10 protein-coding genes are annotated in these 12648 nt (G+C 66.8%); 7 read left to right on the forward strand and 3 right to left on the reverse strand.

Features of this window, described 5'->3' with window-relative positions; translation table 11 throughout:
* Positions 1–111 precede the first annotated feature (111 nt).
* Both KF892_20335 and KF892_20340 read left to right on the forward strand, forming a co-directional pair.
* Positions 112–993, forward strand: a complete 882-nt coding sequence (locus tag KF892_20335) for a peptidylprolyl isomerase (GenBank protein MBX3627369.1) — start codon at positions 112–114, stop codon at positions 991–993.
* Positions 994–1009: 16 nt separating this feature from the next.
* Positions 1010–1513, forward strand: a complete 504-nt coding sequence (locus KF892_20340) for a CinA family protein (protein MBX3627370.1) — start codon at positions 1010–1012, stop codon at positions 1511–1513.
* A gap of 16 nt (positions 1514–1529) precedes the next feature.
* Here KF892_20340 and KF892_20345 read toward each other — a convergent pair whose 3' ends face one another.
* Positions 1530–2060 (reverse strand): hypothetical protein, encoded by a 531-nt coding sequence (locus KF892_20345; protein ID MBX3627371.1) that lies wholly within the window; start codon positions 2058–2060, stop codon positions 1530–1532.
* 105 nt (positions 2061–2165) lie between these two features.
* Between KF892_20345 and KF892_20350 the strand changes: the two genes are divergently transcribed.
* Entirely contained in the window at positions 2166–3758 is a 1593-nt protein-coding gene (locus KF892_20350; protein ID MBX3627372.1) for a hypothetical protein, read from the forward strand.
* Positions 3759–3893: 135 nt separating this feature from the next.
* Positions 3894–6113 (forward strand): catalase/peroxidase HPI, encoded by a 2220-nt coding sequence (gene katG, locus KF892_20355; protein ID MBX3627373.1) that lies wholly within the window; start codon positions 3894–3896, stop codon positions 6111–6113.
* A 15-nt stretch (positions 6114–6128) separates the two neighbouring features.
* On the opposite strand, the gene KF892_20360 is transcribed toward katG, so the two are convergent.
* Together KF892_20360 and KF892_20365 are read right to left on the reverse strand one after the other, a co-directional pair.
* Positions 6129–7067 (reverse strand): hypothetical protein, encoded by a 939-nt coding sequence (locus KF892_20360; protein MBX3627374.1) that lies wholly within the window; start codon positions 7065–7067, stop codon positions 6129–6131.
* A 329-nt stretch (positions 7068–7396) separates the two neighbouring features.
* Positions 7397–7570: a DUF1328 domain-containing protein gene (locus KF892_20365; protein ID MBX3627375.1), complete on the reverse strand. Its 174-nt coding sequence runs from the start codon at positions 7568–7570 to the stop codon at positions 7397–7399.
* A gap of 113 nt (positions 7571–7683) precedes the next feature.
* On the opposite strand from KF892_20365, the gene KF892_20370 reads away from it, so the two are divergent.
* The 3 genes from KF892_20370 (at position 7684) to KF892_20380 (ending at position 12625) form a co-directional block, all read left to right on the forward strand.
* Complete coding sequence (locus KF892_20370; GenBank protein ID MBX3627376.1) at positions 7684–10104, forward strand: N-6 DNA methylase; 2421 nt, start codon at positions 7684–7686, stop codon at positions 10102–10104.
* Positions 10095–11360 carry a restriction endonuclease subunit S gene (locus KF892_20375; protein MBX3627377.1) on the forward strand — a complete coding sequence of 422 codons (1266 nt, stop codon included), beginning with the start codon at positions 10095–10097 and terminating at the stop codon, positions 11358–11360. The genes KF892_20370 and KF892_20375 overlap by 10 nt, the downstream gene beginning before the upstream one ends.
* A gap of 77 nt (positions 11361–11437) precedes the next feature.
* Positions 11438–12625, forward strand: coding sequence for an ATP-binding protein (locus KF892_20380; GenBank protein ID MBX3627378.1), 1188 nt, complete (start codon positions 11438–11440; stop codon positions 12623–12625).
* Positions 12626–12648: the final 23 nt, after the last annotated feature.

Consider the following 12648-nt stretch of genomic DNA (forward strand, 5'->3'; position numbering starts at 1 on the left):
TGACACGTTTCAGACGGAAAACCCGAAAGCGAGTTCCGCCCGGCCCGCCAAAACCGCTGCCTTCAACAGTTGCGATACTCCGCGGTCATCACAACGACCCGAGACATTTCCATGCGTAACCTCAAATCCGGCCTCCTGCTGATCGGCGCCGCTTCCCTGCTGGCGCTCGGCGCCTGCAACGCCGGCAAGGACGACAAGCCCGCTGCCGCCAACACCGGCCCGGCCGAAGCCACCGTCAACGGCGTCGCCATCTCGCAAGGGCAGGTCGACCAGGTCATCAAGCAGCGCGCCAACGGCCAGCCCGTGCCGCCCGAAGCCCGCAAGGCGCTGGTCGACAGCCTCGTGCTGCAGGCCGTGGTGGCGCAAGAGGCGGTGAAGCAGGGCCTCGACAAATCGCCCGAGTACCTGAACCAGATGGAAACCGTGCGCCAGTCGGCCCTGGCCAACGCCTACGTCGAAGACTGGATCAAGAAGAACCCCGTCACCGACGAAGCCCTGAAGGCCGAGTACGACCGCCTCAAGGCCTCGGCCGCCGGCACCGAATACAAGGCACGCCACATCCTGGTCGAGAAGGAGGCCGATGCCAAGGCCATCATCGCCACGCTCAAGAAGACGCCCGCCGCTTTCGAGAAGCTCGCCAAGGAGAAGAGCAAGGACACCGGCTCCAAGGCCACCGGCGGTGACCTCGGCTGGTTCAACGCGCAGCAGATGGTGCCCGAGTTCAGCGCCGCGCTGGCCAAGCTCGAGAAGGGCAAGATCACGGAAGAGCCGGTGAAGACGCAGTTCGGCTACCACGTGATCCAGCTCGACGACTCGCGTGCCATCGCGCCGCCTGCGCTCGAGACGGTCAAGCCCCAGCTCAGCCAGCAGCTTCAGCAGCAGAACATGCGCAAGCAGATCGACGCGCTCAAGGCCGCAGCCAAGATCGAGCTGGCCTCTGCGGCGTCGGCTCCGGCCGCTGCGGCACCTGCAGCCTCTGCCGCCTCGAAGTAAAAACCGACGGCGCACGATGGGCCTTCCCGAGCTCTTCGCCCTGGGCGAACGCATCGGCGACCGGCTCATCGCCCGCGGCGAGACCATCGCCATCGCCGAGTCGTCGGCGGGTGGGCTCATCTCCGCGGCGCTGCTGTCGCGGGCCGGTGCCTCCGGCTACTACCTCGGCGGCGCGGTGGTCTACACGCGCCGCGCCTTCCGCCGCTTCACCACGCTGACGGCGGACGACATGGCCGGGCTGCGCTCATCCACCGTGCCCTACGCCAAACTCATGGCGCACCACCAGCGCGAGCGCTTCCGCGCCAGCTGGGGCCTCGCCGAAACCGGCGCGGCCGGCCCCGAGGGCAACCCCTACGGCGACCCGGCCGGCCACAGCTGCCTGGCCGTCGATGGCCCGGTCCCCCTCGACCGGCTGCTGCGCACCGGCAGCGACGCACGCGCCGCCAACATGCTGAGCTTTGCGATGGCCGCGCTCGAGTTGCTCGACGAAGCCCTGGCCGCCGCCGCGCCCAGCCCCTGAGCGGGCCCTGCGCCGCTCACTGCTTCGACGGTGGTGGCGCGCTGGCCTCCGGTGTCACCGGCACCTCGCACAGCGAAGGTGGCGGTGCACCGAAGCGCTGGTCGAACGCCTCGGCACTCACCGGCCGGTAGGTACTCGGCTGCTTGAGGCCGGCCCATTCCTCGCACGTGTAGCGCCGCCCGCCCGTCTCGGCCAGGCCTTCGCCGCAACGCAGCAGGCCGCGCCGGTTGGCGACGAGCACCGTGGGGCAGGCGCTGCGCGATTCGACGCCGCACACCGCCACCTGCGTGAGCAGGTTGCCCTGCACCACGCCGCGGATGTGGCCGTGCTTGCGCGGCCCGTTGCCGGTGGCAGGCGCTTCCGTCAGCGAGCCGCAGACGCGTGTGCCGTCCTGCGCCAGGCGGTAGCCATAGCAGGTGCCGGGGAAGCTCGTGCAGTCTTCCCACAGGCCGGCAAAACGGGCGGGCGGCTCGGCCGCCGTGGCCGTGCCCGCGAGCATGGCCAGAAGACCGGTGAGCAGGAATTGGTGAAAGCGGGTGGGCTGCATGGCGCGCAAGCCTACACCGGCCGCTTATCCTTCCCGCCGCGTCGCGCCGTGTGAGTGGCCGGCGTGTTTCCACATACCAACAGAGTCATCCAAGAGGGAGAAATCATGTTGTTCAAGACCATCGGCCGCTGGGTCGTGGTGGCGTCGCTGCTCGCCATCGCCTCAGGCTGCGCCACCGTCAACCAGGGCATTCCGGAAAAGCTCGAACCCACGGCCGGCGCCGTCGTGCTCAAGCTGCAGAGCGTGCAACGCCTGGGCGCGACCAACGGCAAGTGGACGCGCATGACCGTCGTCGAGCAGAAGTCTGGCCTCGCGACGGAGCTCGTCGACACCGCACCCATCGATGCCCAGCACTCGCTCTTCGCGCAGCCGCTGCCAGCCGGCACCTACACCGTCAAGTCGCTCGATGCGCCCGGCGTTGCACCCGCGACCTTCGGCATCCTCGGTGCCGTGATCATCCAGGCGATGACGTCTGACCAGCACGGCCCCAACCAGGGCCTGGGCAGCTTCACCGTCGAACCCGGCAGCGTGACCAACCTCGGCCTGATCGTCGCCGCGCCGCCGCGTGACAACGAGAAGCAGATGCCCATGGCGGTGGTGGCCGACGAGCGCGCGCAATCGGCGGTGAGCGCCGACCTCGACGCCGCCTCGCGCCGCAACACCCAGGCGCTGCGCACCCGCAGCTGGGACAAGGCGCCCGACCCGAAGCAGCTCGACCTGGCGCTGGAGATCGTGCGCACGCGGGCGAGCTACGTGTCGCCGCTCGACGTCACGGCCGACGGGCGTGTGCTGCTCGGCACCGCGATGGGCCTGCTGCACGTGCGCGACACCGCGGGCCGCTGGAGCACGCTGTCGACCGGCAGCTTCGACACCCTGGGCTACGTGCGCGAGCTGCCCGACGGGCGCATCGTGGCCGGCACGCAGAGCGGCCGTTATCACCTCTTCGACCCGGCCACGCGCAGCTGGTCGTCGCGCCGCGTGGCCGACGAAGGCCGCATCCTGCAGATCGAGCCGATGGGCGCGGGCGGCTTTGCGCTGCTGCTCGGCAACGGCGTGCAGCTCGGCGCGCAGTCGAAGCTGCGCGTGCTTTTCGTGCGCGACCTCGCCGCCGCCGAGCCTGCGCCGCGCGAAGTGCTGGTGCTCGAAGGCTTCCCGGCGATGGGCGCGGTGCCCATGTTCTTCGACGGCAAGGACCTCGTCGTCGTCTTCAACCACGTGGGCATCACCCGCACCGCCGACCTCTACCGCATCGACCCCGTCGCTGCGCAGCCGCGTGTGGAGAAACAGTCGCACTGGACGAGCCGCTTCTACCGCGTGCCCGACAACGTGCTGCTGCGCGACCGCATGAACGGCATGTCGCTCTACAGCGATGCGTCGACCGACAACGGCGCCACCTGGCAGCTCACCGAGCATGCCAACGGCTCGATGGCGAAGTTCGCCACGCGCAGCACCGGCTACGGCCTGTCGTTCAAGTCGATGGGCATGAAGTCTTCGACCTTCAGCCTCAGCAAGACCACCGACGGCGGCAAGACCTGGGTCGACGTGGGCAAGCCCTTCGACTCCGGCGGCAACGGCACGCCGATGCAGCTCGCCCTGACGGCCGACAAGCGCCCGCTCGTCTACACCGGCGCGCAGCTGCTCAGCACCTCCGACGAAGGTGCCACCTGGACGGTGGAGTGGCCGCTGGCCACCCGCTGATGGCGCGGTGCCCCTATCGGGGCCATTGGCAGCTTCCCTATTGAAGCCATTGCCGGCCTCAAATTGACCGGCTGCGGCGGTGAGCGCGACCATGAGCGCCTCACCCCCGCAGTCGTCGTCACACAGGAGGCCAGCATGTCCACCGAAGCCAAATGCCCGTTCTCGGGCGCTCCACAACAGCCACCGCAACGCAAGCACACCGCCGCCGGTGCCAAGGGCAACCGCGACTGGTGGCCCGACCAGCTCAACCTCGCCATCCTTCACCTGCACTCGGCGAAGGCCAACCCGATGGGCGAGCAGTTCAAGTACGCCGAGGCATTCAAGACCCTCGACCTCGACGCCGTCGTCCAGGACCTCCACGCCCTGATGACCGACTCGCAGGACTGGTGGCCCGCCGACTACGGCCACTACGGCCCCTTCTTCATCCGCATGGCCTGGCACTCGGCCGGCACCTACCGCGTGCAAGACGGCCGCGGCGGCGCCGGCACCGGCGCGCAGCGCTTCGCGCCGCTCAACAGCTGGCCCGACAACGGCAACCTCGACAAGGCCCGCCGCCTGCTGTGGCCCATCAAGCAGAAGTACGGCAAGAAACTCTCGTGGGCCGACCTGATGATCCTCGCCGGCAACGTGGCGCTGGAGTCGATGGGCTTCAAGACCTTCGGCTTCGCCGGCGGCCGCGCCGACATCTGGGAGCCCGAGACCGACATCTACTGGGGCCCCGAGACCACCTGGCTCGGTGACGAGCGCTACGCCGGCGACCGCGATCTCGCCAACCCGCTGGCCGCCGTGCAGATGGGCCTCATCTACGTCAACCCCGAAGGCCCCAACGGCAAGCCCGACCCGCTCGCGTCGGCGCGCGACATCCGCGAGACCTTCAAACGCATGGCGATGAACGACGAAGAGACCGTCGCCCTCGTGGCTGGCGGCCACACCTTCGGCAAGGCCCACGGCGCGGGCGACGCCAAGCACGTGGGCTGCGACCCCGAAGGCGGCGCCGTCGAAGACCAGGGCCTCGGCTGGAAGAACACTTTCGGCAACGGCATGGGCGTCTACACCATCACGAGCGGCATCGAAGGCGCGTGGACGCCCACGCCCACCAAGTGGGACAACAGCTACTTCGAGACCCTCTTCGGCTACGAGTGGGAGCTGACCAAGAGCCCTGCCGGTGCCCACCAGTGGCGCCCCAAGGGCGGCGCCGGGGCTGGCACCGTGCCCGATGCGCACGACCCCAGCAAGCGCCACGCGCCGATGATGACCACCGCCGACCTCGCGCTGCGCGTCGACCCCGCCTACGAGAAGATCTCGCGTCGCTTCTTGCAGCACCCCGACCAGCTCGCCGACGCCTTCGCCCGCGCCTGGTACAAGCTCACCCACCGCGACATGGGCCCGCGCTCGCGCTACCTCGGCAAGCTCGTGCCGAAGGAAGTGCTGTTGTGGCAAGACCCGGTGCCCGAGGTCGACCACCCGCTGGTCGACGACCAGGACGTGGCCGCCCTCAAGGCCCAGGTGCTCGCCTCGGGCCTGAGCGTCTCGCAGCTCGTGACGACCGCCTGGGCCTCGGCCTCCACCTTCCGCGGCGGCGACAAGCGCGGCGGTGCCAACGGTGCGCGCATCCGCCTCGCGCCGCAGAAGGAGTGGGAGGCGAACCAGCCCGCCGAACTCGGCGAGGTGCTCGCCAAGCTCGAAGCCGTGCGCAAGGCGTTCAACGATTCTCAGAAAGGCGGCAAGAAGATCTCGCTCGCCGACCTCATCGTGCTCGCCGGCACCGCGGCCGTCGAAGCCGCCGCGAAGAAGGCCGGTGTCGACATCACCGTGCCCTTCACACCCGGCCGCACCGATGCGTCGCAAGAGCAGACCGACGTCGACTCGATGCAGTACCTCGAGCCCATCGCCGATGGCTTTCGCAACTACGTGAAGAAGGGCCATGGCCTCGAAGCCTCGGTGGCCGAGCTGCTGATCGACAAGGCCCAGCTGCTCACCCTGAGCGCCCCCGAGATGACGGCGCTCGTGGGTGGGCTGCGCATGCTCGGGGCCAACCACGGGCAGTCGAAGCACGGCGTCTTCACTGCCCAGGCCGACACCTTGAGCAACGACTTCTTCGTCAACCTGCTCGACATGCGCACCCAGTGGGCGCGCGCCGAGGGCAGCGAGGGCGTGCTCGAAGGCCGCGACCGCAAGACCGGCCAGCTCAAGTGGACGGCCACCGCCGTCGACCTCGTGTTCGGCTCCAACGCGCAGCTGCGCGCGCTGTCGGAGGTCTACGCGTCGGCCGACGACGGCCAGCAGGTGCTGGTGCGCGATTTCGCGCGCGCCTGGGTCAAGGTGATGAACCTCGACCGCTACGACCTGCTGTGAGGCGCAGCCGCACGCTCACAGCGTGGTGATGACCATCCGGTCGCCCTCGGTCTGGAGCGTCGACTGCGGGATGTGCAGGAAGATCTTGCGCCCGGCCACCGCATACACCCGTTGCGTGTTGCCGCTGCGCAGGACCAGCGTCTTGATGCCCTCGCTGCTGCCCGCGCCGCCGGCGACCGTCCACTTGATCGGCCCGAAGCCGTTGCTCCACTTCAGCTTCACGTCACCGCTGGAGATGTCGACCGCCAGCAGCAGCCCGGCGAACTCGACGTGCGTGGTCGTCTTGAGCGTGCGGCCGTCTTCCGACGGGGCGCGGTGATGCAGCTCGCGCGCCAGGGCGAAGTCTGCCGCGCGGATGGCGGCCAGCCGGGCCTCCACCGCTTGCAGGTCTTGCGCCGTGAAGCCGCCCGACTGCTGAGACAGCGCCAGCGGGCGGTACAGGCCGACGAAGTCGCGCACCGCGTCGCGCAGCGTGGCCATGCTGTCGGGGTAGAGCAGCTGAGGAGTGCCCTTGGCCTGCGCCTCGCGCACCGCCTTGATCAGGAAGCCGGCGGTGTCGCTCAGCTTCTGCGTGCGCTGCTGTTCGAGGCGAGTCGATTCGTCGGCCTTCTCGCGTGAGCGCACGGCAAGGGCCTTGGCGCTCTGCGCCAGCGCGTCGGCCTCGGCGTGGCGCCCCCACGCTCTCGCCAGGCTCGCCTTCTGCTGCGTGGCGGCCAGCTCCGACTCGAGGTGGCGCGCCACCGCCCGCGCTTCCGCGGCGCCCCGCGCTTGCTTCTCGACCGTGCGGCTCGTGCTGACCAGAAAACCGAGCGGCTTCTGGATGGTTTGCGTCACCCCCAGCTCTTCGGCCGTCAGCCGCCGCTCCGACACACCTTCCAGCTCCGACCCGCCGCAGCCGGCGAGGGTGGCTGAAAAAGCACACAACAGAATGAACCTGGCGATGTTGCGTCCCATTTGGGGCCTCCGCGTAGTGAATGAACTCGTGCGTTGAGGCTCATTTCACGGGGAGATGGCCGGCACACCATTCGTACTTCCCACAGCAGCCTGGCGGGGCCGACAACGCAGAGAATGCGAAGCTAACCCGTCAGCGGTTGGGTGCCGGGCCGGCAGATGTGTCGCATCAAGCTTCTACCGAGGGAGCCGCTGGTCGATGGTCAGCGCCCAGGGGCACACCGTGGCGCGCGGTGGCAGCAGGTCGGGCTGCGCCGCATTCTTGAGGCGGCCACTCGGGTACTGGCGGTTACGGCCGCGGGGCCGCCGTCGAGACGCAGCCGAGGGTGCGCTCAGAAGACCAGCGTGCCCAGCAAGACCCCGAAGATCAGCACGATCAGGAAGATCACCAGCGCGATCGCGAAGAGCACCTTCGCGATCTTGCGCGAGCCCGACGCGACGCCCGTGAAGCCGAAGAGGCCGGCGACGAGGGAGATGATGAAGAAGATGATGGCCCACTTGAGCATGTGTGACTCCTGGTTGTAGAACTCGGCGAGCAAACGGCGTTCCGCCCGAGCAGTTTTGCGCAGCAGCTTAGGATTCGCCCCCGCGAGCCCCTCTTCCCGACGATCTGCTCTCCATGGCCATCAAGAAATCCGAGCTGTACTCTTCCCTTTGGGCCTCTTGCGACGAGCTGCGTGGCGGCATGGACGCCAGCCAGTACAAGGATTACGTGCTGGCCCTGCTGTTCATCAAGTACATCAGCGACAAGTACGCCCACGCGCCCATCTCGCCCATCACCATCCCCAAGGGCGCGAGCTTCAACGACATGGTGGCCCTGAAAGGCCGCCCCGACATCGGCGACCTGATCAACAAGCAGATCGTCCAGCCGCTGGAGACGGAGAACCGCATCCGCATCAAGGCCAACTTCAACGACCCGGCCCTGCTTGGCCAGGGCAAGGAGATGGTCGAACGGCTGGGCAACCTGATTGCCATTTTCGAGAACCCGGCGCTCGACTTCAGCAAGAACCGTGCGGAGGGTGACGACATCTTGGGTGATGCGTATGAGTACCTCATGCGCCACTTCGCCACCGAGAGCGGCAAGAGCAAAGGGCAGTTCTACACGCCAGCCGAAGTGAGCCGCGTGGTGGCCAGCGTGTTGGGCATCGCAGGCGCCAACACCACCAACAAAACCACCGTCTACGACCCGACCTGTGGCTCGGGGTCGCTCTTGCTCAAGGTGGGTGAGGCGGCCAGCGCCAACGTCACGCTCTACGGCCAAGAGAAAGACGAAGCCACCAGCGGCCTGGCGCAGATGAACATGGTCTTGCACAACAAGCCCGGCGCCAGGATCGAGCAAGGCAACACCCTCACCGACCCCAAGTTCCTCGACGGTGAGGGCCTCAAGACCTTCGACTACGTGGTGGCCAACCCGCCGTTTTCAGACAAGCGCTGGAGCACCGGCATCACCGATCCGCTCACCGAGCGTTTCGAGCGCTTCACGACCTACGGTGTACCGCCCGCCAAGCAGGGCGACTACGCCTACCTGCTGCACATCGTGCGCTCGCTCAAAAGCAGCGGCACGGCGGCCTGCATCCTGCCGCACGGCGTGCTGTTCCGCGGCAACGCCGAGGCCGACATCCGCCGGAACCTCGTGCGCCGTGGGCTCATCAAGGGCCTGATCGGCCTGCCGGCCAACCTTTTCTACGGCACCGGCATCCCGGCCGTCATCGTCGTCATCGACAAGAGCGCTGCGGCCTCGCGACGCGCCATCTTCATGATCGACGCCAGCCAGGGCTACCTCAAGGACGGCCCCAAGAACCGCCTGCGCGAGCGCGACATCCACCGCATCGTCGACACCTTCGCCCGGCAGGACGAGAGCGACCCGCGCTACGCCCGCCTGGTGGGCTTCGACGAGATCGAGCGCCACGATTTCAACCTCAACCTGCCGCGCTACATCGACAGCGCCCAGGCCGAGGACCGGCAAGACATCGAAGGCCACCTGCGCGGCGGCATTCCCGTGGCGGATGTGGAGGCCCTCGGTCGCTACTGGGCCGTGTGCCCGCAGCTCCGGGCCACGCTCTTCCGCCCCAACCGCGAGGGTTATGTCGACCTCGCCGTGGCGCCGGCCGCCATCAAGCCGACCATCCACGAGCACCCGGAGTTCAAGGCCTTCATCGCGCAGATGAACACCCACTTTGCCGCGTGGCGCGATCAGACCGCGGCCGTGCTCAAGACGCTGCAGCCCGGCTTTCACCCCAAGGAGCTGATCGTGCGCATGTCGGAAAGCGCGCTCAGCTGCTACTGGGACCGGCCGCTGATCGACCCCTATGCCGTCTACCAGCACGTGATGGACCACTGGGCCGAGACCATGCAGGACGACTGCTACCTCATCGCCGCCGAGGGCTGGCGCGCCGAGACGCACCGCGTGATCGAGGTGAAGAAGGGCAAGGATGGCAAGCCCGGCAAGCAGATCGACAAGGGCTGGGCCTGTGACCTCGTGCCCAAGCGCTACCTCGTGGCGCGCTACTTCGCGGCCGAGCAGGCCGCCATCGATGGCCTGAGCGCCGAGCTGGAAGCGGTGCTTGCGCAGATCACCGAGCTGGAAGAAGAGCACGGTGGTGAGGAGGCGGTGTTTTCAAGCTTCGACAAGGTCAACGCCGCCAGCGTGAAAGAGCGGTTGCGCGAGATCGGCGATGACGCTGACGCTGCCGAGGAGGTGCGTGTGCTCGCCGAATGGCAGCGGCTGGCGGCGCGGGCGGCGAAGCTGAAGAAGCAACTGGCCGAGCGTGAGACGGCACTGGATGACGCGGTCTATGCGCGCTACCCGACGCTCAGCGAAGCCGAGGTGAAGGTGCTGGTGGTGGATGACAAATGGATGGCGGCGCTCGATGCGGCGGTGCATGGCGAGATGGATCGGGTGAGTCAGGCGCTGACGCAGCGTGTCAAGGAGCTGGCGGATCGGTATGGCACGGCGTTGCCGCAGATGGTGGAGCGTGTGGACGAGTTCGACGCCAAAGTGGCGAAGCACTTGGCGGCGATGGGGTTCTCATGGAAGTGAGGGAGCCGAGTGTGCGGTGCCGCGCGCTGCCCAAGCTGCGCCAGACGGAGTTGGGTGTTTTTCCAGATGACTGGGCCATCGTTCCGCTGACGGAGTTTTATCGTTTCCAGAACGGGGTCAATGCGGATCGAACTGCGTATGGAAAGGGCGTTCCTTTTGTGAATGTTCTCGAAGTCATCACGCATGGAAGACTGCTGGATTCCCGTATCCCAGGGCGTGTTGAATTGCCAGAGTCTGTTCTGGCCAACTTTGCCTTGCGCTTCGGCGATGTGCTATTCAACCGCACTTCCGAGACTCAAGAAGAAGTAGGTCTGGCTTCAGTTTTTGCAGGGGATGCTGCGACTGTGTTTGGTGGCTTCGTGATTCGAGGCATTCCTCGCAACAGCCGTCTGAAGCCAAACTTTGCGTCTTACGTCCTCAGATCACCCGCAGTAAGGGCGCAGATCATCGCGCGTGGGCAAGGTGCAGTGCGAGCGAATGTTGGGCAAGCTGATCTCGCAACAATCAAGGTGCCACTCCCGGATCCTGATGAGCAAGAAGCCATCGCCAAAGCCCTGAGCGATGCCGACGTCCTGATCGAATCACTGGAGCAACTGATCGCCAAGAAGCGCCAGATCAAGCAAGGTGCGATGCAGGAATTGTTTGCTCCTTACCGCGGCGGCAAGTGGCCTGTGGTGCCGCTTCGCGAGAACTTATTTGCTGCTCCCGACTACGGTATCAATGCACCTGCCGTGCCCTTCTCAGATCGGCTACCGACTTATTTGCGAATTACAGACATCACCGAGGATGGAAGGTTCGCGGCGTGGTCTCGTGTGTCCGTTCAACGTGTGAATGCTGAGCGCTATTACCTCGGTGACGGGGATGCTGTTTTTGCACGGACTGGTGCCAGTGTTGGAAAGTCGTATCTCTATCGGGAGTCGGACGGTCCTCTCGTGTTTGCTGGCTTTCTGATTCGTGTGCGAGTCGATCCAACGAAACTTGTGCCGGCTTTCTTTTTGTATTTCGCGCAAACGGGGCCGTACTGGGATTGGATACGCCTTATGTCGATGCGTAGTGGGCAACCCGGCGTCAATGGCCAGCAGTTTTCCGAAATGCCTGTGCCGATGCCTTGCCTGCGAGAACAAGCCGCCATCGCCCAAACCCTCTCCGACATGGACGCCGAACTCACCGCCCTCGAAGCCCGCCTCGCCAAGGCCCGCGCGCTCAAGCAGGGCATGGCCCAGGCGCTGCTGACCGGGCGCATCCGGCTGGTGTGAGCCGTGCGGCGGCCCACTATTGCTTTTTATCTGCAAACAGATAAATTATCTGAATTCAGATAATTTCCGATAAACCCATGTTCGCCCACCCCCGCACCGCCTTGGCCGATGAACTGGTGGTGGCCCTGCAGGGCCGGGCCACCTTCGGCGACGCACACAACGGTCTCTTCCTCGCCGCCCCGCGCCGCACGGGCAAGACGACCTTCTTGCGCGGCGACCTGAGCCCGGCGCTGGAGCGTGCGGGAGCCGTGGTCGTGTACGTGGACCTGTGGGCCCACATGGCGCGCGACCCGGCGGCGCTGATCGCCGAGGCCATCGCCCGCGCCTTGCAGCCCCACCTGGGCCTGCTGGCCAAGACGGCCAAGAAGGCCGCGCTCGACAAGCTGGGCTTGGGCAACTGGCTGCAGATCGACGTCACCAAGATCGGCCGTGTCGATGGCCTCACCCTGGCCGATGCCTTGCGCGTATTGCATGAGGCTGCAGGCAAGCCGGTGGCGCTGATCATCGACGAGGCGCAGCACGCCCTCACCAGCGAGGCCGGTGAAAACGCGATGTCGGCGCTCAAGTCGGCACGCGACCAGCTCAACCGGCCGGGGGAGGTGAACCTGATGCTGGTGATGTCGGGCTCCGATCGCGACAAGCTGCTGCGCCTGGTCAACACCAGCGGTTCGCCTTTCTATGGTTCGCAGATCCAGCGCATGCCGCCGCTCGATGCCGACTTCATCGCCCACATCGTGCAATTGATCGAAGCCCAGCGGCCCGACCTGCGGCCGGTGGATGCGCAGATGCTGCTCGCGGCGTTTGAGGGCTTCGGCAACCGCCCGCAGTTCTTCATGGAGGCGCTGGGCCAGAAGCTGAGCCCGCTGGCCGTGTTGCCGGGCCGCTTTGAGCCGGCCATGCTGGAGGCCGCCAAGCAGCGCCAGCATGACGACGAAGCGCAGATGGAGTCTGACTACGTGGGCTTGAAGCCCACCGAGCAGGCGGTGCTGTGGCGCATGCTGGAGCAGGGCCCGCGCTTTCGCCCGTATGACGCAGAGGCGCTGAAGTTCTACCGCGAGAAGGTGGGCCGTGCGGTGAGCGTGGCGCAGGCACAGAAGGCACTCGAAGCCTTGCGGCAGCGCACCCCCGCACTGGTCTGGAAATCGGCCCGTGGCGAATACGCGGTGGAAGATGCCGCCATGCACCGCTGGCACGAAACCCTGGCCGAAGCCGGGCAGTGGCCGCCCAGTGCCCCGCAGGGCGCGCTGCAGCTCGAAGACGAATAGGCACACCGACAGTCGCACCCACG

Origin of the sequence: Rhizobacter sp. (genome assembly GCA_019635355.1) — a bacterium.
GTDB lineage: Bacteria > Pseudomonadota > Gammaproteobacteria > Burkholderiales > Burkholderiaceae_C > Rhizobacter.